Origin of the sequence: Campylobacter sp. CS_NA3 (genome assembly GCF_027797495.1) — a bacterium.
GTDB lineage: Bacteria > Campylobacterota > Campylobacteria > Campylobacterales > Campylobacteraceae > Campylobacter_B.
Genome location: NZ_CP115609.1, coordinates 1487553 through 1512012 on the forward strand (window position 1 = coordinate 1487553; position 24460 = coordinate 1512012).

27 protein-coding genes and 1 tRNA gene are annotated in these 24460 nt (G+C 35.7%); 20 read left to right on the plus strand and 8 right to left on the minus strand.

Annotated elements, in window-relative coordinates; genetic code table 11:
* Positions 1-7: 7 nt before the first annotated feature.
* Complete coding sequence (locus PF026_RS07560) at positions 8-742, minus strand: class I SAM-dependent methyltransferase (RefSeq protein WP_270864140.1); 735 nt, start codon at positions 740-742, stop codon at positions 8-10.
* Positions 743-856: 114 nt separating this feature from the next.
* Between PF026_RS07560 and PF026_RS07565 the strand changes: the two genes are divergently transcribed.
* Genes PF026_RS07565 through PF026_RS07575 form a run of 3 tightly spaced genes read left to right on the plus strand, consistent with a single transcriptional unit; the run spans position 857 to position 3507 of the window.
* Positions 857-1759 (plus strand): metal ABC transporter solute-binding protein, Zn/Mn family, encoded by a 903-nt coding sequence (locus PF026_RS07565; protein WP_270864141.1) that lies wholly within the window; start codon positions 857-859, stop codon positions 1757-1759.
* A 42-nt stretch (positions 1760-1801) separates the two neighbouring features.
* A complete protein-coding gene (locus PF026_RS07570; protein ID WP_306558753.1) occupies positions 1802-2707 on the plus strand; it encodes a metal ABC transporter ATP-binding protein in 906 nt (301 codons plus the stop codon).
* Positions 2704-3507: a metal ABC transporter permease gene (locus PF026_RS07575; protein ID WP_270870471.1), complete on the plus strand. Its 804-nt coding sequence runs from the start codon at positions 2704-2706 to the stop codon at positions 3505-3507. The genes PF026_RS07570 and PF026_RS07575 overlap by 4 nt, the downstream gene beginning before the upstream one ends.
* Here the strand turns inward: PF026_RS07575 and PF026_RS07580 are convergent.
* On the minus strand, positions 3504-4412 hold the full coding sequence (locus PF026_RS07580; RefSeq protein ID WP_270870470.1) for a DMT family transporter: 909 nt from the start codon (positions 4410-4412) through the stop codon (positions 3504-3506). The two genes, PF026_RS07575 and PF026_RS07580, sit on opposite strands and share 4 nt — an antisense overlap.
* A gap of 90 nt (positions 4413-4502) precedes the next feature.
* Between PF026_RS07580 and PF026_RS07585 the strand changes: the two genes are divergently transcribed.
* Genes PF026_RS07585 through PF026_RS07595 form a run of 3 tightly spaced genes read left to right on the plus strand, consistent with a single transcriptional unit; the run spans position 4503 to position 6515 of the window.
* A complete protein-coding gene (locus PF026_RS07585) occupies positions 4503-5051 on the plus strand; it encodes a manganese efflux pump MntP (protein ID WP_270870469.1) in 549 nt (182 codons plus the stop codon).
* Positions 5052-5084: 33 nt separating this feature from the next.
* A complete protein-coding gene (locus tag PF026_RS07590; RefSeq protein WP_270870468.1) occupies positions 5085-5840 on the plus strand; it encodes an exodeoxyribonuclease III in 756 nt (251 codons plus the stop codon).
* Positions 5841-5894: 54 nt separating this feature from the next.
* Positions 5895-6515, plus strand: a complete 621-nt coding sequence (locus PF026_RS07595) for a hypothetical protein (RefSeq protein ID WP_270870467.1) — start codon at positions 5895-5897, stop codon at positions 6513-6515.
* Between the two features lie 41 nt (positions 6516-6556).
* Here the strand turns inward: PF026_RS07595 and PF026_RS07600 are convergent, their stop codons facing one another.
* From PF026_RS07600 to rpsT, 3 genes are all read right to left on the minus strand, one after another.
* Entirely contained in the window at positions 6557-7396 is an 840-nt protein-coding gene (locus tag PF026_RS07600) for a universal stress protein (RefSeq protein WP_270870466.1), read from the minus strand.
* 96 nt (positions 7397-7492) lie between these two features.
* Positions 7493-8560: a peptide chain release factor 1 gene (prfA, locus tag PF026_RS07605; RefSeq protein WP_270870465.1), complete on the minus strand. Its 1068-nt coding sequence runs from the start codon at positions 8558-8560 to the stop codon at positions 7493-7495.
* Positions 8561-8572: 12 nt separating this feature from the next.
* Positions 8573-8845 (minus strand): 30S ribosomal protein S20, encoded by a 273-nt coding sequence (rpsT, locus tag PF026_RS07610; protein WP_270864148.1) that lies wholly within the window; start codon positions 8843-8845, stop codon positions 8573-8575.
* A gap of 158 nt (positions 8846-9003) precedes the next feature.
* Between rpsT and glmM the strand changes: the two genes are divergently transcribed.
* The 6 genes from glmM (at position 9004) to PF026_RS07640 (ending at position 13192) form a co-directional block, all read left to right on the plus strand.
* Positions 9004-10344 (plus strand): phosphoglucosamine mutase, encoded by a 1341-nt coding sequence (gene glmM, locus PF026_RS07615; protein WP_270870464.1) that lies wholly within the window; start codon positions 9004-9006, stop codon positions 10342-10344.
* Positions 10337-10801, plus strand: coding sequence for a signal peptidase II (gene lspA / locus PF026_RS07620; protein WP_270864150.1), 465 nt, complete (start codon positions 10337-10339; stop codon positions 10799-10801). The genes glmM and lspA overlap by 8 nt, the downstream gene beginning before the upstream one ends.
* On the plus strand, positions 10788-11180 hold the full coding sequence (locus PF026_RS07625; protein ID WP_270864151.1) for an SHOCT domain-containing protein: 393 nt from the start codon (positions 10788-10790) through the stop codon (positions 11178-11180). The genes lspA and PF026_RS07625 overlap by 14 nt, the downstream gene beginning before the upstream one ends.
* Before the next feature lie 61 nt (positions 11181-11241).
* Positions 11242-11685 carry a protoporphyrinogen oxidase HemJ gene (gene hemJ / locus PF026_RS07630; RefSeq protein WP_270864152.1) on the plus strand — a complete coding sequence of 148 codons (444 nt, stop codon included), beginning with the start codon at positions 11242-11244 and terminating at the stop codon, positions 11683-11685.
* 78 nt (positions 11686-11763) lie between these two features.
* The gene (gene nhaA / locus PF026_RS07635) at positions 11764-12933 is read left to right on the plus strand and encodes a Na+/H+ antiporter NhaA (RefSeq protein WP_270864153.1); all 1170 of its coding nucleotides are present in this window, start codon (positions 11764-11766) and stop codon (positions 12931-12933) included.
* 183 nt (positions 12934-13116) lie between these two features.
* Positions 13117-13192, plus strand: a tRNA-Val gene (locus PF026_RS07640).
* Between the two features lie 111 nt (positions 13193-13303).
* Here PF026_RS07640 and purM read toward each other — a convergent pair.
* On the minus strand, positions 13304-14287 hold the full coding sequence (purM, locus tag PF026_RS07645) for a phosphoribosylformylglycinamidine cyclo-ligase (protein ID WP_270864154.1): 984 nt from the start codon (positions 14285-14287) through the stop codon (positions 13304-13306).
* 65 nt (positions 14288-14352) lie between these two features.
* On the opposite strand from purM, the gene coaE reads away from it, so the two are divergent.
* The 7 genes from coaE (at position 14353) to PF026_RS07680 (ending at position 19109) form a co-directional block, all read left to right on the plus strand.
* On the plus strand, positions 14353-14964 hold the full coding sequence (gene coaE, locus PF026_RS07650) for a dephospho-CoA kinase (protein ID WP_270864155.1): 612 nt from the start codon (positions 14353-14355) through the stop codon (positions 14962-14964).
* Between the two features lie 107 nt (positions 14965-15071).
* Positions 15072-15524 (plus strand): CidA/LrgA family protein, encoded by a 453-nt coding sequence (locus tag PF026_RS07655; RefSeq protein ID WP_270870463.1) that lies wholly within the window; start codon positions 15072-15074, stop codon positions 15522-15524.
* Positions 15521-16213 (plus strand): LrgB family protein, encoded by a 693-nt coding sequence (locus PF026_RS07660; RefSeq protein WP_270870462.1) that lies wholly within the window; start codon positions 15521-15523, stop codon positions 16211-16213. The genes PF026_RS07655 and PF026_RS07660 overlap by 4 nt, the downstream gene beginning before the upstream one ends.
* 40 nt (positions 16214-16253) lie before the next feature.
* Positions 16254-16955 carry a hypothetical protein gene (locus PF026_RS07665; protein WP_270870461.1) on the plus strand — a complete coding sequence of 234 codons (702 nt, stop codon included), beginning with the start codon at positions 16254-16256 and terminating at the stop codon, positions 16953-16955.
* A complete protein-coding gene (locus tag PF026_RS07670) occupies positions 16952-17518 on the plus strand; it encodes a cytidylate kinase-like family protein (RefSeq protein WP_270870460.1) in 567 nt (188 codons plus the stop codon). The genes PF026_RS07665 and PF026_RS07670 overlap by 4 nt, the downstream gene beginning before the upstream one ends.
* Before the next feature lie 178 nt (positions 17519-17696).
* Positions 17697-18074 (plus strand): MmcQ/YjbR family DNA-binding protein, encoded by a 378-nt coding sequence (locus PF026_RS07675; protein WP_270870459.1) that lies wholly within the window; start codon positions 17697-17699, stop codon positions 18072-18074.
* Positions 18075-18209: 135 nt separating this feature from the next.
* Positions 18210-19109 carry an AraC family transcriptional regulator gene (locus PF026_RS07680; RefSeq protein WP_270870458.1) on the plus strand — a complete coding sequence of 300 codons (900 nt, stop codon included), beginning with the start codon at positions 18210-18212 and terminating at the stop codon, positions 19107-19109.
* Positions 19110-19131: 22 nt separating this feature from the next.
* Here PF026_RS07680 and recJ read toward each other — a convergent pair whose 3' ends face one another.
* Both recJ and PF026_RS07690 read right to left on the minus strand, forming a co-directional pair.
* A complete protein-coding gene (recJ, locus tag PF026_RS07685) occupies positions 19132-20703 on the minus strand; it encodes a single-stranded-DNA-specific exonuclease RecJ (protein WP_270864164.1) in 1572 nt (523 codons plus the stop codon).
* Entirely contained in the window at positions 20693-22336 is a 1644-nt protein-coding gene (locus PF026_RS07690) for a CTP synthase (protein WP_270864165.1), read from the minus strand. Before PF026_RS07690 ends, recJ begins: the two co-directional genes overlap by 11 nt.
* A 128-nt stretch (positions 22337-22464) precedes the next feature.
* Here PF026_RS07690 and PF026_RS07695 point away from each other — a divergent pair, with 128 nt between their 5' ends.
* A complete protein-coding gene (locus PF026_RS07695; RefSeq protein WP_270864166.1) occupies positions 22465-24168 on the plus strand; it encodes a DUF945 family protein in 1704 nt (567 codons plus the stop codon).
* The last annotated feature ends 292 nt before the right edge of the window (positions 24169-24460 follow it).

Below are 24460 nucleotides of genomic sequence, written 5' to 3' on the forward strand. Positions count from 1 at the left end.
ATCGCCCCTAAAATAGGATAATCCTAACGCAAATTTCAACTTCATCTTCTATGAAATCATTTTCAAACTTTAATTCTAGCATTTTTTTTATTTCATCTTCGTTATATGAAAAATTATTTATCTTTAAATGCCACAAAATATTTGCAAAGGCGTCGTTAAAATCGCGTTTGCTGTGGCGAATTTCATTTAAAATTTCGCTTTGAAAAGGGATATTTTTGTCTTTTAAAAAATTTAGTAAATTTGCCGTAGAGTTTAGCTTTTTTTCTCTATTTTTCATACCAAATTTTTCGAAAAACGGCGTTAGTAAGGTCGAATTTCGTGGCTTTTCCCAGTTCATAAAAATGCGAAAATTTGCCAAATTTGCAAATTTTATAAAGTCATTTTCATTTTGCAAAGCAGGACTCATAGTCAAAAACGCAATGTCAAATTTATCTTTGCTTTTAAAATTTTTAAAATCGCTAAAAATAGTTTTAATGTTTGTTATATTTTGCATTTTGGCAGAATTTTTAAGCTCTTCTAGCATATTTTTTGAACTATCTACTCCAAGAACAAATTTGCAAATTTTTGCTAAATGTAGCGTATAAATTCCCGTGCCACAACCAATATCAATGAGAGTTTTATCTTTAAAATCAACACCAAATTTAGATAAAATTTCAAAAAATTTAATCTGAAATTCGCTTAAATTTCCGCCGAATTTATCGTAATTTTTCGCCTTTTCGTCCCACAAATTTTTCTCTTTCATCGCAAACTCCGAATTTTTTAGAAAATTATAGCAAAAAACAAAATTTTTCTACGATTAATTTGATATTAATTATTTTTTTGATAACATTTGCCATTTTCTCAAAAAAGGTTCAAAATGAAAAAATCAATAATTTTTATGGCAACGATTTCTAGTTTGGTTTTGGCAAAACCGATTGTCAGCACGACGATAATGCCGACGAAATTTTTTATCGAGCAAATCGCAGGAGACGAGCTTGAAATAAATGTCATGGTGCCAAGCTCGGCAGATCCGCACACTTACGAACCTAAGCCGTCTCAAATGAAAATGCTAGAAAAAAGCGATTTGTATTTTGAAGTCGGTGTTGAATTTGACGAAATTTGGCTTAAAAAAATCGCACCTGATTTTAAAAATGTCAAATTTATAAAAACGCAAGAAAATATCAAAAAAATCGCTATGAATTCGCACCACGACCACGGCGACCACGACCATGAAAAACACGCCGATCATAAGCACGATCATGATAAAGACCACGACGCCCACCACGAACACGGAAATCTAGATCCACACATTTGGCTTGATCCGATTTTAGTAAAAACTCAAAGCAAAAATATCTTAAACGCGCTTTGCGAAAAATACACACAAAAATGCGAAAAATTCAGTGCAAATTTTGCAGAATTTGAGAAAAAACTTGACGAACTTGACGAATTTGCAAAAGCAAAATTAAAAGATTTAAAAGATGCAAAATTTATCGTTTATCACCCAAGTTGGGGCTATTTTGCCGTTCGTTATGATTTGGAGCAAATCGCCATTGAAATCGAAGGCAAAGAGCCAAAACCGGCTGATCTTGCAAAACTGATTGAAGAAGCAAAAGAAGAAAATGTAAAAGTGATTTTTGTCGCACCACAATTTTCTAAAAAAGCAGCCATCACAGTTGCCGCAGCAAGTGGTGCAAATGTCGAGGAAATCGATCATCTAAGCGGTGATTGGCTAAATGAAATGAAAAAAACAATAGAAATAATTTCAAAAAGTTTAAAATAATTTTTGGTAAAATTTAAGCTAAATTTGCAAAAAGGCTAAATTTTGAGCGATTTAACGATAGAAAATTTGAACTTTTCCTACGGCGAAAGCGTTGTTTTTGAAAATTTAAATTTAAGTTATAATAAAAAAGATTTTTTGGCTATCGTTGGACCAAACGGCGGTGGAAAAAGCACTATTTTAAAGCTTATTTTGGGACTTTTAAAACCAAACGCAGGAAGCGTTAAAATTTACGGCAAAAGCCCAAATGCAAATCTGCAAAAAATTGGCTATGTCCCTCAATACATAGCTTCGTCAAAATCCTTTCCTATAAGCGTTTTAGAAGTCGTTTTAAGCGGGTTAATCGATAAAAAAATGTTTGGTTTTTACTCTGGTAGTGATAAAAAAATCGCACTTGAAAAACTTGCGCTTGTTGGTATGGGTGAGTTTGCAAATAGCCGTATTTCCGAGCTTTCAGGCGGACAAAGACAAAGAGTTTATATCGCAAGGGCGCTTTGCGGGGAAAGTAAAATTTTGCTTTTAGATGAACCGACTGCTAGTATCGATACTATGGGGCAAGTGCAGATTTTTGAGCTTTTAAAAGAGCTAAATTTGGGCGGTATCGGCATTATTATGGTTAGCCATGAGATAAATTTAGCTCTAAGTTACGCCTCAAAGGCAGCCTATGTGGCAAATAAAGAGCTAATAATGCACGATATTTCAAAAGCAAAAACGCAAAATTTCCTACACCACTTAGAACACAACCACAAGCATTTTTGCGACATTGAACTAGCTCTAAAAGAGTGTGGCTGTGGCGGTTGTTTGCACGGCAAAGACGGCGATTTTTCAAAAGAGTGCGAATTTTGCGAAAAAAGCGATAAATTTAAAAACGATAACAAAGCTCCAAAATTTATAAATTCGCAAATTTTTCAAAATTCATCGCAAATTCGCTTTTTTAAGGGGCAAAAATGAGCGAAATGTTAAGCCTAAATTTTATGCAAAACGCCTTTTTAGGGGGAATTTTGGTTAGCATTATTTGCGGTTTTGTCGGCTCCCTAATCGTCATAAATAAAATGTCATTTATCGCAGGCGGCGTAGCACATGGGGCTTATGGCGGGATTGGATTAGCCTTTTTTTTAGGCATTTCTCCGCTTTTGGGAGCTAGTGTGTTTTCGCTTTTTTTAGCGCTTTTGGTTGCCTTTATAACGCAAAAAAACAAAGAACGCTTTGATTCTGTAATCGGCGCCATTTGGGCATTTGGTATGGCAATCGGAATTATTTTAATCGATTTAAGCCCGGGTTATAATACAGATTTGATGAGCTATCTTTTTGGCTCGATTTTAGCCGTAAATTCGGCGACACTTACATTTATCGGCATTTGTGATATAATCTTTGTGCTTTTGATTTTGACATTTTATCGTCAATTTTTAGCACTTAGCTTTGATATGGAATTTGCAAAACTTCGTGGAGTAAAAACCGAATTTTTCTACTATTTGCTCGTTGTGATGATGTCTTTTAGCGTGGTTGCTGCCATACAAGTCGTAGGGCTTATTTTGGTAATTGCTCTCATTACAATCCCGCCTTTTATAGCTGAAAAAATCTCAAAAAATCTCTTTTTTATGATGATAAATGCAACGCTCATTTCGGCTGTTTTTTGTGTCGGGGGACTAATTTTGAGCTACAAATTTAACCTAACAAGTGGCGCTAGTATCATTTTAATAGCTTCGCTTTGCTTTTTTGTTTTTGCATTTTTTTGCAGAAAGCAAATTTAGCGTGGTTTTGAAAATAAAATTTTGCCTAGTTCGCTAAGAATTATTCCAAAGAGTATCAAACCTGCGCCAAAAATTTGCAAATTTGATAAATTTTCGCCAAAAATATAGCCGATGATCCCAGCACTTACTGGCTCTAACGCAAAAATCAAAACTGTTTTTGTCGCACTTGTGTAAAGTTGCGCAAAAGTTTGGATAAAATAGGCTAAAACCGTCGCAAAAACGCTAGTTATAATAAGAGCAAATAAAAAATCAAATTCAAACGAAAATATTAAATTTCCTAACAAACTAACAGAATTTTCGTAGTTACCATGTGATAAAAATATCGCTAAAATCAGGCTAAAAACGCAAACACAAACAAACTGAGCGATAACTAACGCATAAATGTTAGCTTTTTTTACAAACTCGCCTGTTAGTGCGATTTGAAAGGCAAAGGCAAACGCACAAACTAGCGTTAAAATTTCGCCAAGTCCCAAGCTAACGCCCTTAGTGCCGCTTAAAAAATAAAGTCCCAAAAATGCCACAAACGCACCCAAAAACGCAAACAAACGCACTTTTTGCTTAAAAAAAGCTAACATCAAAAAAGGCACTAACACGACATAAATTCCCGTTATAAAAGCAACACTTGAAGAGAGCGTATATTTTAGAGCTAGTGTTTGAAATGCAAAACCCAAAAAGAGAAAAATTCCCAAAATTCCGCCATAAATGAGCGATTTTTTATCAAATTTAAGCTCAAATTTGAGCGAAATCAGCCACATTAAAATCGCAGAAATCAAAAATCTCCAAAATAAAAAGCTAAAAACATCGATTTTATTTATCGCATTTTGCACGAGCATAAATGTCGCGCCCCAGCTAATCGCCACAAAAACAAGCGCAAAATCCGATAAAAGCGTTTTGTTTGAATTCATAAATTTGCTAATCTTTCTTAAAATAAAACTTTTATTTTATCTAAAAATTTTTTAATGTATAATCAAGGTTTTAAATTTAAGGAAATTTTTGTGGAAATATTTTTGATTGCGATTGCGCTTTCTATGGATAGCGCTGCTTTGTCGGTGGCAAACGGCGCAAAGTGTTTAAATTTAAGCTTTGCAAAGGCGTTTAAAATCTCATTTGTTTATGCTATTTTTCAGGCGATTATGCCTGTTTTTGGCTTTTTGCTCGGCATTAGTTTTGTTAAATTCATAAGCGAAATCGACCACTTTGTGGCATTTGGAATTTTGTCTTTTTTAGGAGTAAAAATGATAAAAGAAGCGCTGCACTACAAAGGCGAATGCAGCATAAATTTAAGCACAAAAGAGCTTATTTTAGGGGCGATTGCCACAAGTATCGATGCCTTGGCTGTGGGGGTAACTTTTGCGTTTAGCGAAATCAATATTTTATACGCCTGTTTTGTCATCGGTTTGGTTTGTTTGTTAGTTTGTTTGTTAGCTGTTTTTATAGGCAAAAAAACAGGCGAGATTTTCGAGCGAAAAGCCCTTATTTTAGGTGGTTTGATACTGATATTTTTGGGCTTTAAAATTCTGTGTGAGCATTTAGGAATTTTTTGATTTGTTAGTAAATTTGTTAGTAAAGGTTAGTTTATGCGTTTGATTTCGTGGAATGTAAATGGACTTAGGGCGGTGGTTGCCAAAGACGGCTTTGCGTGGCTAGATGAGTATAAGCCTGATTTTTTGGGAATTCAAGAAACAAAGCTTAACGAAGAGCAAATTCCAAAAGAAATTTATAATCTCGGTTTTGCAAATTTGAGTGCAAATTCGGCCAAACGAGCTGGTTATAGTGGCGTGATGAGTTTGCATAATTTTCCTTGTGTTACGCATAAATCGCTTTTTAATGATGATACCGAAGGGCGGGTTTTACAGCACGATTTTAAGGATATAAGCCTTTTTAATATCTACTTTCCAAACGGGCAGAAGGACGATGAAAGGCTAAAATTTAAGCTCGAATTTTACGCTAAATTTTTAGCTTATCTTGATGAGTTGCGAAAAAACGGGCGAAAAATCATCATTTGTGGCGATGTAAATACCGCTCATAGGGAAATAGATCTAAAAAATCCAAAGGCAAATTCGCAAACTAGCGGGTTTTTAAAAATCGAGCGAGAGTGGATAGATGAGCTTTTATCGCACGGATTTATCGACACTTTTAGAGCCGTTCGTGGGGACGAGGTGGCGTATTCGTGGTGGAGTTACCGCTTTAATGCAAGGGCGAAAAATGTCGGTTGGCGGATTGATTATTTTTTTATTAGCGAAGATCTAAGGGCGAATTTAAAAGACGCTTTTATTTTGAGCGAAGTCACAGGCTCAGACCACTGCCCTGTTGGAATCGACATTGAAATTTAGGCTAAATTTGCTTCATAAATTTTTGCAACGACAAAGAAAACAAAAGGGTTAAATTTGGAAGACAATACTAAAAATTTAAAATTTAAAAATGATAATTCAGAAAACAAAGAAGCCATAAATAAACTTCACAAAACATTAAAAATTCCTTTTGTGATTTGTATGTTTTTGTATATTGCTTCGCTTTTTACGGTGTTTTTTACACCTATTGACATTTTAGATACAAATAAAAATTGTGCCGACTTTGTAAATTTTATGGAGCAAATTTTTAGTAATATTAAAATTTTTGGAAGCGTTAGCAAAATACCACAAGTCATAAAATTCCATGCTAGTGTAGTGTGGGTATTTGCGATGATTTTGTGTTTATTGTTTTTGATTTATGTGTTTTGTCTATCCATTATAAATTCAGATGAAGCAAAAAATGTTCCAATTTCAGCTATTTTGGCTAGTTTGTTTTTAAGTAGCGGTATATGGATATATTGTAGTGGCTATATTGTTACACATACTTTTGATTATGGAATAAGAGTCATAAAAATTACAATGAGTGGTAAATTTGAAATATTTTTTTATGTGGCAATATTTCAAAGTGTTTTTATTGTAAGTTTTTTTGTTGCAATATCAGTATTAAGTGTATTATTTATAAAAATAAAAAATAATTTAAAGGAGAATAAAAAATGAGTGGTATGGTGGGCATCCTTGCCCACCAAAAGTAATGAATTCTAAGCCAAAACCAAAATCGGCACAAGGGCATTTTGCAAAATATCTTGCGAAACGCTACCTAAAATAAGCTTTTTGAAAAAGCCTTTGCTAAATGCGCCGGTGGCGATTAAGTCCAGATTATTTGCGCGACGATATTTTATAATCTCATCGCCCGGAACATCGCCTGAGACGCTTACAAATTCAGCATTTTCGCCTTTTAGAATTTCTCTTGCGACTTCAAGCGTTTTTTGCGATTCTTCGGCGTTATTATTTACATTTATGACATATTTTTTTGCATTTTTCAAAAGTTTTGCATCTTTTATGAATTTGACCGTCTTAACGGCAGCTTCCGTGCCATCAAATGCCACAAGCACCGAATTTATCGGGCTAAAATCTTTATTTACTAATAGAGCAGGAACTTTCATCTCTTTTATCAGCATTGTTGCGTTAAAGCCGACATCTTCGTTGTTTGTGCCTTTTATGCCAAGCACAAAAATTTTGGCTTCATTTTTGTATTCTTCGATGATGTCCAAAAAATCGCCGTCGCGCAAAATCGTCGAAGCTTTTACGCCTTGTTCGTCTGCCATAGCAACGCATTTTTCAAGCATAGCCTTTGATTTTTCTTCATCGATTTTATTGCTATCTTCATCAAATGTGCCGTATTGTGATAAGACCATATCTTTTTCGCCAAGCACGATACCGCCAGCTGCAAGTCCGTAAAAATTCTCTCCAAGCTCAGGGCTTTCGATGACATGTATAAAAACAGGCTCAGCTTCGATAGTTTTAGCTACATAAATTCCGTAGTCGCAAACCGGCTGAAATAGCGCATTGTCATCAACACAAATAAAAACTTTTTCCATTTTGGCTATCCTTGTGGTTAAAATTTAAAAAAAGCATAGCAAATTTTTAAATAAATTTTGTTTAAAATGAATAAATTTAAGATAAATTTTTAAATTTTACAAACCAGCACTTGCGATAAGCTCGGCCTGTGCGTTTGTGATGAGCGGATCGATGATTTCATCAAAAAGCCCGCCTGCCATTATCGCGTCTAAACGATAAAGTGTTAAATTTATGCGGTGGTCGCTAATGCGGTTTTGCGGGTAGTTGTAAGTGCGAATTCGACCACTTCTATCGCCTGTGCCGACTTGATCTTTGCGTTCGGCGCGCTCTTTTTCTAGGCGTTCTTGCTCTTGCAAGTCATAAAGCCTAGCTTTTAGCACTTTCATCGCGGCTTCTTTGTTTTTGTGTTGGCTTTTGCCGTCTTGGTTGGTTACGACTAGACCTGTCGGTATATGCGTGATACGAACGGCGCTATCAGTGGTATTTACAGACTGTCCGCCATGCCCCGAGCTGCGCATGACATCGATACGCAAATCGCTTTCTTTGATTTCGATTTCGCTATCTTCGATTTCAGGCATCACAGCAACCGTGATAGCAGAGGTATGCACGCGTCCTTGACTTTCGGTTTCAGGCACTCTTTGGACTCTGTGTGTGCCGCCTTCGAATTTAAGCCTTGAATACGCTCCGTCGCCCTTAACAAGCAAAATAACTTCTTTGAAACCGCCCACGCTTCCTTCGCTTTGGCTTACGATTTCGCATTTATAGCCGCGAAGTTCAGCATAACGCAAATACGCCCCTAGCAAATCTCCCGCAAAAAGCGCAGCCTCATCGCCACCGGTTCCGGCGCGAATTTCAAGGAAGATATTTTTATCATCATTTGGATCTTTTGGAAGAAGCAGAATTTTTATATCTTCTTCAAGTTTTTCTTTTTGAATTTCTAAATTTTTTAGCTCTTCTTTTGCGAGATCGCCAAACTCGGGGTCGCTAAGTAAGCTTTTGTTTTCTTCGATCTCTTTAAGTGTGTTTATGTAGCTATTAGCCGCTTCTTTGATAGGCTCGATACTTCTTTGCTCTTTTGAGAGCTTTGTCATATTTGAAATATCGGCAGTGATACTTGGATCGCTAAGAAGCTTCGAAAGCTCATCGTAGCGATCCAAAAACGGTTGAAGTTTATCGGCTAACATATAAATTTAAAATTAAGCAGCAGTTTTTAATGAATTTACAAGTTTTGCAAGGCGACTAACGCGTCTAGAAGCTGTTTCTTTTTTCAAAAAGCCTTTGCTTACAAAGCTATGGAAGCTTTGATTTGCTACTTTTAATGCAGCTTCGGCAGCTTCGATATTTTTAGCATCAACTGCTTCTCTTACCGCTCTTGTCATATTTTTTAATCTTGTGCGGTAAAATCTATTTCTCTCGGTTCTTTTGACCGTTTGTCTTGCTCTTTTTTCAGCAGATTTATGGTTTGCCATAATTTTCCCTTTTAAAAAATAAGTTTAAGTCGGAGATTATACATATAATTTATTTAAATAATGCTTAATTTAAGAAAAATTTAAATAAGTAATTTTATAAAGATTAAATATTTTTTGGTAGAATACTACCTGATTTTTTTGAAAAAAGGATTAAATTTATGAAACTTTTCGGAACTGACGGTGTCAGGGGTAGAGCGGGTGAGTTTTTGACAGCCGAACTTGCTATGAGATTAGCTATGGCAGCAGGAATTTATTTTAGAAAAAATTCCGTTACGAATATGATTTTAGTAGGAAAAGATACAAGACGAAGCGGTTATATGATAGAAACTGCGATTGTGGCTGGACTTACAAGCGTGGGTTATAATGTCCGTCAAATAGGTCCCATGCCAACACCTGCTATTGCGTTTTTGACAGAAGATATGCGTTGTGATGCAGGGATTATGATAAGTGCTTCGCATAATCCATATTATGATAACGGCATTAAATTTTTCGATCACACAGGCTTTAAACTTGATGAAAAAGAAGAAGCCGAGATTGAAAAAATTTATTATAGTGATGAGCTAATCGCCGAAGCTAGAAAGCAAATGACGGAAATCGGTGTGGCAAAAAGGGTTGATGATGTCATCGGCAGATATATCGTTCAGCTTAAAAATTCATTTCCAAAACACAAAACTCTACACGGACTTCGCATTGTGCTTGATTGTGCAAATGGTGCTAGTTACAAAGTCGCTCCGACCGTATTTAGCGAACTTGGCGCTGAAATAATCGTTCTTGGCGATGAACCAAACGGAAAAAATATTAACGAAAATTGTGGTGCGTTAGCTCCACAAAATTTGGCAAGTGAAGTAAAGCGTTTGAGAGCCGATGTGGGATTTGCATTTGACGGGGACGCCGATAGACTAGTCGTAGTTGATGATAACGGGGAGATAATACACGGCGATACCTTGCTTGGGGTTTTAGCGCTTTATTTAAAAGAGCAAAACGAGCTTGAAAATGATCAAATCATCGCAACCGTGATGAGTAACGGCGCGTTAGATGATTTTTTAAATTCACACGGCGTAAAGGTGCATAGGTGCAGTGTGGGCGATAAATTTGTGCTTGAAATGATGAAAGAAAAAAAGGCGAATTTCGGCGGCGAACAAAGCGGACATGTGATTTTTGGCGATTATGCTAAAACTGGCGACGGGATCGCTTCTGCGCTTCAATTTGCAGCTTGTATGCTAAGCATGAATAAAAAAGCTAGTGAATTAGCAAATTTAATCAAGCCTTATCCGCAAATTTTGCGAAATTTAAAGATTACAAATAAAAAACCGCTTGAAAAAATCGCTGGGTTAAAAGAGCTTGAAGCAGGTATTAAAAAAGATAAAATTCGCACTTTATTTCGCTATTCGGGGACAGAGAATTTAATAAGGCTGCTTTTGGAAGGCAAAAATGAAAAAGCTCTACAAAAATGGGCTGATGAAGCAGAAAAATTTTTCAAAAAAGCGTTAAATGACTAGAAAATTTATCAAATTTATTCTGATTTTTACGCTTGTTTTAGCGATTGATCAGTTTATAAAATTTATATTTTTGGGTGGTTTTCGGTGGTATGGCGAGTATTTTTCGCTAATACTAACTTTTAATAAAGGCGTTGCGTTTTCGATGTTTGCCTTTTTGGGCGAGAATTTGAAATTTATTCAGCTTGGGCTGATTGGGGCTTTGGCTATCTATGTTTTTAGCCAAAAAGAGCTATTTAACGCACATTGGCTTCCTTTTGGCATTTTGCTAGGTGGTGGCGTTTCAAATGTGCTAGATCGCTTTATTCACGGCGGAGTTGTGGATTATGTAGCGTGGCATAAGTGGTTTGAGTTTGCGGTTTTTAACTTTGCCGATGTGATGATAGATTTGGCGATTGTCATATTTTTGTGGCAAAGTTACAAAATTTATAGAAAGGAAAAACAAAATGATACGAAATAACTATATAGCTTACGGGCTTTGGTTTTTAGGCGGTTTGTTGGGTTTGGTTGGGCTTCCTATCGGCGGTGGTTTGCACCGAATTTACTGCGGTAAATTTATAAGTGGATTTGCTCAAATCGCACTTTATTGGCTTGGGGCATTTACCGTTTGGTTTTTGGTCGGTTTTGTTTTTTTGCTTTTTTGGGGAATTTGGTGGTTAGTTGATCTATTTTTTATAGGGCTTTGGGTGGAAGACCTTAACGGCGATGTTAGCGAAACAAAAGACGCTGATTATGCCGAAAAAATCAGAAGCGTTGAAGCACTTTATGAACTTTACCAAAAAGGCGCGATTTCAAAAGAAGAGTATGAAGTCAGAAAAGATATTTTAATGCGAAATTAGCGAATTTTAATGGATAAAAAAGTAAAATACTAGTTTTAATTTTTATTTTTTGGAGAAATTTATGAGTTATAATGCTTATTTATGGTTTAAATTTATTCACTTTGCGGCGTTTATTTCGTGGATGGCAATGCTGTTTTATCTGCCACGACTTTATGTTTATCACGCTGAAAACAAGGACAAACCAGAATTTGTCAGTGTCGTTAAAACAATGGAGAAAATGTTGTTTCACGCAATCGGCTGGATAGCACTTGGATTAACGCTTTTTTCAGCTATTGTTATTATTGTTTTTGCAAAACCAGAGCTTATGAAAATGGGCTATTTTCATTTGAAACTACTTTGCGGTGTTTTGATGATAGCTTATCATTTTTGGTTGTATTATTACTTGAAAAAATTTGAAAAAGGCGAGTGTAATAAAAACGGCAAATTTTTCCGTGCGTTAAATGAAATTCCGACGCTGATTATGTTTGTGATACTTTATGCAATGTTAATCATGCCGTATAAATAAAAATTCAGAAATTTACTTGAATTTTTATTTAGAATTTTATAAAATTTGGAAATTTATTTACCTACAAAAAGGATTTTTTTGAAACGGTTAATTAGAAGGATTTTAGAAAGCGAAAGTAGTGCCGGAATGATTTTGCTTACGGCAGCGGTGCTTGCGCTTATTTTTCAAAATGTAGGCGTTTTACAGGGCATTTATCACCATTTCTTGCATTTGCCTGTGGAAATCGGCATAGGAAGCTACAAACTTGAAGAACCTATGCATTTTTGGGTAAATGATGTTTTAATGGCGATTTTCTTTTTTGCTATCGGACTTGAACTAAAAAGGGAAAAAATCGAAGGTCAGCTTCGCCATTTCTCTCAAATTTTCTTGCCAAGTTTTGCCGCCTTGGGCGGAGTTATGTTTCCTGCGATAATTTTTGCTATTATCAACTGGGGCGATAGTTTTGCTATGCGTGGCTGGGCGATTCCGACTGCGACTGACATCGCTTTTGCCGTTGGCGTTATGGCGCTTTTAGGAAAACGAATTCCAACAAGTCTTAAAATTTTCGTTTTAACTTTGGCGATTATGGACGATTTGTGTGCCATTTTGATTATTGCTTTATTTTACTCTTCAACACTAAATTTCGTATATCTTGGACTAGCGTTTGCCTGTGTTGTCGGAATGTTTTTTATGAATAAAATCGGCGTTGATAAAAAATTGCCTTTTATTTTAATGGCTATTTTGCTTTGGATTTTTGTATTAAATTCGGGCATTCACGCTACAATCGCAGGTGTAATTGCCGGTTTTTGCATACCGATAAAAACAAAAACAGGCTCAATGCTAAAAGAGATGGAACACGGCTTAGCGTATCCTGTGAATTTTTTCATTTTGCCGATATTTGCCTTTGCAAACGCAGGGGTTGATTTAGCCGGAATGAGTATTTCTCACCTTTTTGGTGCCGTTCCGCTTGGCATTATGCTAGGACTTTTCCTTGGAAAACAATTTGGAATTTTCCTATTTAGCTGGGCTTTGATAAAACTAAAAATCGCATATATGCCAGAACACGCAAACTGGGCGCAACTTTATGCGGTGGCGATAATTTGCGGTATCGGCTTTACGATGGCGCTTTTTGTCGATGCGTTGGCTTACGGCGGAAGCGATGCATTCCACCACACAGACAAGTTAGCGATTTTGCTTGGTTCTATTATCTCAGGTATCGTGGGATACTTCGTAGCGAAATTCGTAGGAAATAAAAACTCGGCGCAGTAAGTTTAAATTCGCCAAATTTTCAGTAAATTTGGCGAATTTTTTTAAATTTATGCTTTGCGAATTTAAAAAAATTTGGTTGTAAATTTGGCAAAATTTTGTCAAATTTGATGAAATTTTATTTGAATTTGCTTTTAAAATTTGGCATTATAAAAATTTTTTGCTATAATGCGAACTTCTTTTTTTGGTCCCGTAACTCAGTTGGTAGAGTGTCACCTTGACATGGTGGAAGTCGTTGGTTCAAGTCCAATCGGGGCCACCATTTAAAAATCCAAAACTTTTGAATATAAAATAAATTTTGATTACAAAAAAAAGAAAGTCCGAATTTGCTCGGACTTTTTGCATGAATTTTCGTGGTATTATAAATTTAATTTTACACCATTTCTACGCCGTTGCCTTGCACGACTTCGCCGATAATGTATCCGTCAGAATTATTTAAAACAAAATCCACATTTTCTTTTGGCAGGGCTAAAACTAGTCCCACGCCGTTGTTAAAGGTTCTTTGCATTTCGCTAGGTTCAACCATTTGAGAGATGATTTTAAAAATTTCAGGCGTTTTAATCGCATTTTTTTCGATTTTTGCGCCAAGTCCGTTTGGAAAAACACGCGGTAAATTTTCAACCAAACCGCCACCTGTAATATGCGCAAGGGCGTGAATTTTTTCTTTCAAATTTAAAAAATCTCTCACATAAATTCTAGTTGGCTCTAAAAGCGTATCGATTAGGCTTCTTTCGCCGATTTTCTCATCAAATTTTAAGCCCATTTTTTCAACCACTTTTCGTGCAAGTGAAAAGCCGTTTGAGTGCAAACCGCTAGAAGGCAGGGCAACCAAAATATCGCCGTTAGCTACAAATTTTGTGCGGTCTATCTCGTCCATTTCAGCAATACCAACGGCAAATCCTGCTAAATCAAAATCTTTTCCTTCATACATCGAAGGCATCTCGGCTGTTTCGCCACCGATTAATGCGCAATCAGCTAATTTGCAACCTTCGCTAATGCCCTTTACAACGCGTTTCGCGCTTTCTATGTCAAGTTTGGCTGTGGCGTAATAATCCAAGAAAAAAAGCGGCTTAGCAAAGTTACAGATGAGATCATTTACGCACATTGCGACCAAATCAATGCCCACGCCGTCAAGTTTGTTTGTGTCGATTGCAAGGCGAAGCTTTGTGCCAACCCCGTCAGTGGCACCCAAAATCGCAGGTCGCTTGTAGCCGCTAGGAAGCTCGTAAGCCCCCGAAAAAGAGCCGATCCCGCCGATGACATTTTTATTAAAAGTAGATTTCACAAAAGGTTTTATCGCTTCAACAAAGCTATTTCCTGCGTCAATATCGACACCAGCTTCTTTATAACTAATCAATTTTTATCCTTATAATTTGAAAATTTGCAAATTTTAGCTAAAATTGAATAAAAAAAGGCTTTGAAATGGATAAATTTAAACACGCTTTTGTTATCACAGGCTCCATTGGTTCGGGCAAAAGCACGGTTTGTAATATTTTAAAATTATACGGATTTAAGGTGATTGATGCTGATGAAATTTCGCACCGAGTTTTAGATGATTTGCATGGCGAAATAGCTTTGGAATTTGGCTTAGAATTTGTCGAAAACGGAAAAGTTTTGCGAAAAAAGTTAGGAAATTTGGTTTTTAACGACAAGGAAAAAATGCAAATTTTAGAAAATTTGCTCCACCCGCGCATTAAAGCTGAAATTTTGCAAACTTGCAATGAGCTTGAAAAAACGCAAATTCCTTATTTTGTTGATATTCCGTTGTTTTTTGAAAAAGCAAATTACAGCGAATTTGACAAGGTCGTGGTCGTTTATGCGCCAAAAGAAGTGTTAATTAGCAGAATTTCAAAACGAAATTCACTAACAGAAAACGAAGCGTTAGTTAGGATAAATTTGCAAATCGATACCAAAAAAAAACGAGAGTTAGCAAATTTTGTAATAGACAATAGCTCCGATTTTAAGGCATTAAACAAAGAAATTGATAAATTTTTACTAACGCTAAAAAGCAGTTATAAAAATTTGAAAATTTAGCACTAACAAGATTTTGTTAGTTAGTGTTAGTTTAAAAAATTTAGCAAATTTAGAAACTATTTACCGCATTAGTGCTAAATTTGCAGGATTTTTTTAAAAGAGTGAAAATGAAATATTTAAGACAATTTACCATTATCATCGCCGTTACATTTCTCGCAGAAGTCCTAGCGTGGCTGATTCCTGCGCCGATTCCGGCTAGCATTTACGGACTTGTGATTATGTTTTTGGCGTTTTATTTTAAAGTCATTAAGGTCGCGTGGGTGCGTGAAACGGCGACATTTTTTATAGAGATTATGCCTGTGATTTTTATCCCTGCGGGAGTAGGAATTTTAGTTGCGGGAGATTTGTTGGTTAAAAATTTGTTTCCGTTTGTTGTTATTACGCTGGTTTCGACCATCGCCGTTATCGCAAGTTGCGGCGTCATCGCGCAATATTTTTATAATCAAACGCTAAAAAAGGAAAAAGAAAGACTTTATAAAAAATTTGAAAATTCGCAAAACGAGCCGTCAAAAAATGGCGAAAATTCGCTAAATTCTGCACTTAAAAAGGACGAATTATGAGAGAAGTTTTGTTAAATTCGGTCTTTTTTGGCGTGTTTTTGTGCTTGGCAGCATTTCAAATCAGCTTAGTTTTAAAAAAACGCTTCAAATTTGCGATTTTAAATCCGCTTTTGATCTCAAATTTGCTAGTTATCGGTGTTTTGCTCGTTTTTGATATACCTTATGAAAACTTCAACAACGGCGCAAAATATATCAGTTTTTTTCTTACACCGCTTACGATTTGCCTTGCTGTGCCACTTTACGAGCAGTTAAATTTGCTAAAAAACAACCTAAAAGCGATTTTTGCTGGACTTATCGGTGGCGTTATCGGCGGTTTAGTTAGCATTTATATTTTGGCTTTGATTTTTGGATTAAATCACGAATTTTTCGTAACCCTACTACCAAAATCCGTAACCGCGCCAATCGGTATGGGCGTTAGCGAAAAGCTAGGCGGAGTAGTAACCATAACGGTGGCTTCTATCATCATAACGGGCATTTTTGGGAATATGTGCGGTGCGTTTTTCTTAAAGCTTTTTCGTGTGAAAAATAGCGTTGCAAAAGGCTTGGCGCTTGGTGCAGCAAGTCATGCAATGGGCGTAGCAAGGGCAATCGAAATGGGAAGCATAGAAGGCGCTATGGCTTCACTTGCATTAGCCGTTACGGGGCTTTTAACCGTCGTCGGAGCAAGTATTTTTGCAATGTTTTTGTAGGTAAATTTGGTATAATTTTGTAAAATTTAAGGACAAAGCAATGACTTTAATAGATTTAGTAATTAAATCTATAAATGATTTTTATAGCGATTTAAAAAAAGATGAAAACGGCAGGTATCGTTCATGGGAGCATTGTTATAAAGTTTTTTTCGACGCAAGACAAATAGATAATCCAAATTATGATTATTTAAGTTTGCATTTGGCTTTTTACCTTGCTAGTTGGGGAATGTATAGGGGCTCTTCATTTCTTTTACAAAAAGATTATAAAATTCATGTTCCTGTGATAAAAGAATTATTAAAACCAGAATACAATGGTTTGCTTGATATGGAATGTTGCACACTAAAAAAAGAAAATATTCAAGAAAAGTTAGACGATTTAAATAAATTTATAAAAAATCATTATGATAAAATTAGAGATAGCGTATCAAATGAAAAAATAAAGAGTGAAATTTCCGACACCCTAGTCACGAAAATTCTTATGGGAACATTAGGTTGCGTTCCTGCTTATGATAGATATTTTATAATTGGTGTGAAAGAAAAAGCTGTAAGCACGGGAAATTATAATAGAAGCTCGCTATTAAAATTGGTAGATTTTTATGAAACATATGAAAATGATATTGAAGAAATTAGAAAGAAATTAAAGGTTGATGAAAATTTATTATATCCACAGATGAAACTTGTTGATATGGCGTTTTGGAAAATAGGTTTTGATATTGATACAGAAAAAAGGATAAAACAATGATAATCTCGGTTGGAAGACAAACAGGCGCAGGGGGCAGGGAACTAGTCGTAAAACTAGCCAAAAAGCTTGGTTTTGAGTATTTAGATCAAGATAGATTGCTAAAAAAAGCAGACGAGTTTGGGTATTTTGAACAAGCGTATCGTTTTTACAATGAAACGCCCGTAAATTCGCTACTTCAAGCCATTTCAGGTAACGAAATGGCAGACGAGCAAAGCACAAAATTTATAAAAGAAATTTATCAAAAACTGCTTGAAAATGGCGATTATATCATTATGGGGCGTTGTGCGAACTGCTTTTTGCGTGGCAAAAAGGACTTTTTTAGCGTATTTTTGCACGCACCTAGCGAATTTAAGCAAAAACGGCTCATCGCTTCCGGTATTTCGTCAGGTAAAGTCGTCGAGTATATGAGCGAAAGCGACAACGGCAGGGCGAGATTTCATCGCTATTACACGGGCGAAGAGTGGGGTGGTTCGGCGTTTTATGATTTGTGCATAAATACCGGCGTTTGCGGCGTGGATAATGCTGTGGAGCTAATCGAGTTTTTCATTTCGCATAGGTTGTAATTTCCCGACCTTGCAGATTAAGGCGTAAATTTAGACGATTTTATCGCTCATTACCAAACTTAGGCAACTTCGCTTGAAACCGTCTAAATTTACGCCTTACTATGCCTATTCCGTATTGAATTTTTGTAAAAATTATGCAAATTTAATAAAATTTGAGCAATAAATTTAAAGGTATAATATGACCACATTTAAAAATTTTGTAGAATTAAGCAAATTTATGTTTAATACTTACGGCGTAAAAGCTGATTTTCCATTTAAAGACGATAGTGAAACAGCGGTATTTCGCCATAAAAGTAGTGGCAAAAAAGCGGGGAAGTGGTTTTGTCTTTTTATGCGAATTCCGCAAAACACTTTTAGAGAAATAGGCAATAAAATCATAAATGTAATAAATCTTAAATGCGACCCTGAACTTGCCGTTATTTTGCATGACGGCAAAGGAATTTTTCCTGCATATCACATGAATAAAAAGCACTGGATAAGCGTGATTTTAGACGCTGTGCCAAAATCGCAAGTAGTAGATTTGATCGAAGAGAGTTGGGAACTAACAAAAAGGTGAATTTGTAAAGAAAATAAAATTTACCATATTTGTCAAAATTTAAATTTTTAATCCAACTTTCTTGCCTAATCCTACATTATTTACCGATAATTAAATTTAAAATTATATAATTTTAAAAATTTTAAGGAGCCGAAAATGGAAAATAGCGTAGAATTTTATAGAAAAGAAATTTATAATTTTATCACTTCAAAGTTTGATTTTAGCGGTATTTTAGAGACAGAAATTCCGTCTTTGAGTTTTTATAAGACGCTTGAAACTACAAATTTTTCTTGTTCTATATATGAGCCGTCTTTATGCATAATCCTACAAGGCTCAAAAGAGGTCAGCTTTGGCGACGAGCTTGCAAGTTATGGTCGCCAAAGGTATCTGCTTTCGTGCGCTCATTTGCCGATAAATGTTAAAATTCAGGAAGCTTCAAAAGACGAGCCTTTTGTATCTTTGGTTATCAAATTTAGCCTTGCCGATGTTTATGATGTCATCAAAAGTGTCGGAGAATTTAGAGCTAACCCAAATGCAAAAAGCGAAAAAGGAATACTTTTAGGCACTATAAATTCGGAGCTTTTAGAGCTTGTTTATCGTCTTGTTAGCTTGTGTGGAAAAGATAAAAAATATGTCAAAAATATGTCAAATTTGATACTCAAAGAGATACTTTATCATTTAGTTTTGAGCGAAAATAGCGGTGATTTTTTGGCTAAATTTGCCGTTAGCGGAAGTATTCCAAATAAAATTTCTATGGCTGTTGCCGAAATTCGCACGAATTTTAGCGAAAAGTTAAACATAAAAGAACTAGCAAATTTGGTCGATATGAGCGAATCGTCTTTGTATCAAAATTTTAAAATCGTAACTTCGCTTTCGCCGATTCAATTTCAAAAAAGAATTCGTCTTGAAGAGGCGCGAAATATGCTAAATTCACAAAAAGCAAAGGTTTCTGACATTGCCTTTGCGGTGGGCTATGAAAGTCCGTCGCAGTTCAATAGAGAATACGCTAGAATGTATGGAATTTCACCGAAAGCCCACGCTAGTTTAGGCTTGTAGGCTAAATTCCATAGCAAATTTGCTATGGAATTATCTCTTTTATGATAAGCTCTGGGGTGATGATGCCTTTAAAGTTATTTTTCGTTACTGATACGACCGCTCGTATGCTTTCGCCGATTTGTGGCATATAATCATAATGAAAAAATAGTGCTTCTGCCTGATTTTCGTTTTTTTCAAGTAAAATTTTTATATGTTTTCCGTCTCGTCCGATGGGCCTTACACTTTTGACAACGGCATTTTCTACCGAAAAAATGGGTCTTGGGTTTTTTTGTCCGTAAGGTTCAAAAAACTCCAAAATATCGAGCAATTCGTTGTCTAATTCGCCTATGTCAAGTTCGCCTAATAAATCATCTTGTGATGAAAAATCGTCTAAATTTTGTAAAAAACAACTCGAATTTACCCGTTTTTTGAACTCTTCTAAATTCGCAGGTTCGATAACAAGCCCGGCAGCACCCTTATGTCCGCCAAAACCTATCAAAATATCTTCTTGCGAAGCAATCAAATCTAAAATATCAAATTTTCCCACACTTCTAGCGCTTCCTTTGGCTCTGTTTTCATCTATGCTAAAAACGATTGCAGGTTTTTTGTATGTTTTACTTAGCCTGCTAGCGACTATGCCGATGACGCCTTCGTGCCAGTTTTGCCCCCAAGTTACGATGATATTATCATTTTCGTTGATTTCGATGAGGGAATTTTCATATAAATTTTTCTCTTCTTCTTTGCGCGAATTATTGATTTCGTTTATCATTTCAAGGTAATGATTTGCTTCTCTAATATTTTTTGAGCAAAGGAATTTATACGAAATGGTTGCATCGTCCATTCTGCCTGTTGAGTTGATTAAAGGTGCGATTAGATAGCTAATATCATCAAATTCAAAGCTTTTTTTGAAATAGTGCTCTTTTATGGCTTTAAAACATGCTCGTTTGGACGAATTTAGCTTTTTAATGCCAAATTTAACTAGCACCCTATTTAGATCCCTTAGCTCCATCATATCGGCGATTATGGCGATGATTAAAATGTCTAAAACATCGCTCATATCGTAGTTTATTTTTAGCGTTTCTTTTAACGCTCCGATTAGATACCATGCCACTTCTGCACCGCAAATTTCGACATTTGGAAATGTGCAGTCTTCTTGCTTTGGATTTATAATCGCATAGGCATTTGGTAGCACAGGTGGCGGCATGTGATGATCTGTAATGATAAGATCAATGCCTTTTGCTTTGCAAATTTCGGCTGCTTCGTTAGCCGAAATTCCGTTATCAACCGTGATTATCAGGCTAACGCCGTCTAGTTCGTTTAGAATTTCAGGGTTTAAGCCATATCCGTCCGTGAAGCGATTTGGAATCTTAACGACATAATCCACGCCAAGTTCATCAAAAAAATCGCTGATAACAACGCTACTGACAATCCCATCAACATCGTAATCACCCACAATGGCGATTTGCTCGTTATTTTCAATGGCAGTTTTTATACGAGCTGCTGCCTTGTAGGTGTCTTTTAGATCCTTTGGTAAGGGAATTTCTGAAAGCTTCGTATGAATATCTTTACTAAATCTACTTTCTAAAATTTCCCTTATCTCTTTTTTACCTAACATTGTCGTGTGAGGCTTTGATAAAGCCCAAAATCGCAGGATTTGGGCATACTAAACGGCTCGTAAATTCAGGGTGAAACTGCACACCGAGAAAAAACGGATGATTTTTTAACTCAACTGCTTCAATTAGTCCGTCGCTTTCGCCACTTACAATCATACCTTTGTTTTCAAATTCGGCTCTAAATTTAGGATTTGCTTCGTATCTGTGGCGGTGGCGTTCTTTGATTTTTTTCGCTCCGCCATAAACGCTACTTAAAAGCGAACCGGCTTTTATATTGCAATTATATCCGCCAAGTCGCATAGTGCCACCTAACGGGCTTTGATGAGTGCGAATTTGCTTTTTGCCGCTACTATCGATAAAACTATCGATTAGATAAATAATCGGATTTTTGGTATTTTCATCAAATTCGACAGAATTTGCATCTTTTAAGCCAAGCTCATTTCTTGCAAATTCAACCATCGCAAGTTGCATACCAAGGCAGATTCCTAAAAACGGAATTTTATTAATTCTTGCATAGTTTATCGCCGTGATTTTACCTTCTACACCGCGACTGCCAAAACCGCCTGCGACCAAAATTCCATTTACATCTTTTAAAATCTCATCTGCGTTGCTTTCTTCGATTTTTTCGCTATCGCACCATTTGAGATTTACTTTTATGTCCAAATTTGCACCTGCGTGGATAATGCCTTCGGTTAGACTTTTGTAGCTTTCTTTGAGATCGACATATTTGCCTACAAATGCGATCGTGGTCTCGCCGGTAGGGGCGATAACTCTTTTAACAAGGCTATCCCATTTGCTCATATCTGGTTTTAACTCGCCTAAATTTAGAGTTTGGGCAATCGGCGTAAGAATATCTTGCTTTAAAAATGCCAAGGGAATTTGATAAATACTTGCGCTATCGGGACTTTCGATAACGCAGTTTTTATCCACGCCACAACTCGCTGCGATTTTATCTTTCAAGCCCCTATTAAGCGGCATTTCAGAACGACAAATAATCATATCAGGGCTTATACCTATGCGTCTAAGTTCGCCAACGCTGTGTTGGGTTGGTTTTGTTTTTAGCTCACCTGCGACTTTGATGTAAGGAACAAGCGTTAAATGGATATTCATCGTATTTGTTCTGCCAAGCTCCACTCTCATAGCTCGAATAGCTTCTAAAAACGGCAGTCCTTCGATGTCGCCGACCGTTCCGCCGATTTCGACAATCAAAATGTCATGCCCGTTTCCTGCTTTTTTGATTCTTCGAACGATTTCGCCGACGATATGAGGAATAACTTGAATAGTTTTTCCCAAATAATCGCCCTTGCGTTCTTTTTCGATAACCGTGCTATAAACCTTTCCTGTTGTGAAATTGTTATCTTGCGATAAATTTTCATCTAAAAATCTTTCATAATGCCCCAAGTCCAAATCAGTTTCTGCCCCGTCATCGGTTACAAAAACTTCGCCGTGCTCTAACGGACTCATGGTGCCCGGATCGACATTTATGTAAGGATCTGCTTTTAGCATACTAACTTTTTGACCCGAATTTTTAAGAAGCGTAGCAATCGAAGCTGCTGCGATTCCCTTTCCGAGCGAACTTAAAACCCCACCTGTAACGAAAATATACTTCGTTTGTTTCGTTTGATCTTTCGCCATAGTTTTCCTATTCTTTTTAAATTATTTAATGGCGTGATTATACCTTTTTTAAGGTTATAAAAGGTTTATATTGGAAATTTATAAAATTTTAGTAAAATTATGGCTTCAAATTTAAAAAAAGGAAAATGATGAAAAAAATTCTTGCCGTTGTGGTTGTTTTGGTTTTATTAGGGCTTGGTGCGACATATTTTTTGGGCGGTGGCGTGCAAAATGAGGTCGAAAATTTTATCACTCAAAATAGCGAATTTGAAGTTAAAAAAAGCGAATTTAATCGCGGTTTTGGTGCATTAAAGGGCGTAGTTGAGGGCTTGGTAAAAAAAGAGAAAATTTATGCTGCAATTGATGAAAATGTGGAAAAATTTTTAATGGGCGAAGAAAAAGAGATAATCAATGAAGTCAAAGATGAGCTTAAAAGCTATTTTAAAGACGACTTTGAATTTAGATATGATTATGAAGTAAATCACTCCATTTTGGGCGTTGCAAACGGATTTGAAAGTAAAGGAAAAGTTACGATTTTAACGCCAAGTTATGCAAAAATTTCAAACGAGCTTTTTAATACAGCCACGCCGTTAGAAATAAATTCAAAAGTAGGCGTAAGTGGAAGTGAAATTTTAGCAAATTTAGCCGATTTAAAAAGCGATAAATTCGCATTTAGCGGCATTTCGCTTTTATCAAATTTAAACACTGAGAATGAACTAAAAGATGTCAAATTTATGCTAGAAGATGGTGAATTTAAGCTTAGTGATTTAGGCAAAGAATTAGGTATAAAAGAGAGCAAAATGGCATTTGGCGGGGTAGATTACGCAATAAAATTTGCAAATCCTGAGAGTTTGGCAAATTTAAGCAATGATTTAATTCCTATGGGAAATTACGAATATGATATTAGCGCAAAAAACTTTGGCATAATCGCAGATAACAGCAATCTTTTTATGTTAAAAGATATTTCAAGTATCGGTAAAAGCGAGATTGGTAGCGAATTTGGCATTTTATATGACAAGAGTAAAATCGGCTCATTTGAGCTTTACGGCACCGAGATAAAAAATATAAATTCAGATATAAATTTTCAAATCGATAAAAATTTTATTGAGTATATTGCCAAAAACGGCGTGAATTTTAAAGAATTAGGCAAGGAAGAAACCGAAAAAATCATGGCTGAGATTTTTAAAAAAGGTATGAAAATTTCGCTAAATAACCTTAGCCTAGAAAATACAAAAAGCGATAAATTATCGCTAAAATCGGATTTTGATATGAGTAATTTTGTAGGCGGAGAGAAAATTTTTGATAACATAAATTTTAAAGGCTCGTTCGTTTCTAGCGCAAGTGCGAGTGAATTTTTAAGTGCTTATCCGCATTTGGCACTTTTTGGAATTTTAATCGAAGCACAGCTTAAAGAATTTGCAAAACTGCAAGGCAATGGATTTAGCATTGATTTTAGTTTTGATCCTAAAACAAAAGATTTTATCGTTGGCGATAAGCGAATTCCTTCGCCGTTAAATGAATACAATGACGATAAAATCGTAGCTCTTAGCGTGGGCGATTTTATGGCGATGAGAAATGATTTGTTCGCGTATCATCTCTCACAAGGCAGATTCGCCGAAAGTTTTGATAAGATGACAAATGTTAAATTTGAAGCGATTTCAGCGAATTCGGTGCATTTATTGACCAAAAATAAAAAGTGCATAAAAGTTTCGATTTTTGAAAAAACAGATGAAAAAGAAGCGTATATAAAATTTGAAAAAGGCGACGACGAAGAAGCGCAAATTTGCCAAAAAATTTATGAAAGCGAAACTATAAAATCCAATTTAGAACAATCCGAAGTAGAAGTTTTTTAAAGATAAAATTTGCAAATTTGGCATAAATTTTAAAGCCGAATTTGCAAATTTGCTACAAATTTACTCAAATTCTTTTTATTTAAATCTAAATTATCCAAAAAAATAACAATTATTTTTTAAGAAAAAATTTATAATTGACTTAAAAATTTTCCAAAGTGTTACAATTTGTAATATTTAAAATTAAATTTTGCTTAAATTGATTTAAATTTATTAGCAAATTAGTATTTGTTTTATAGAATTTGATTTAAAATTTTACGAAAGGAAAAAAATGGAAGAAAACAAAAATGAAAAT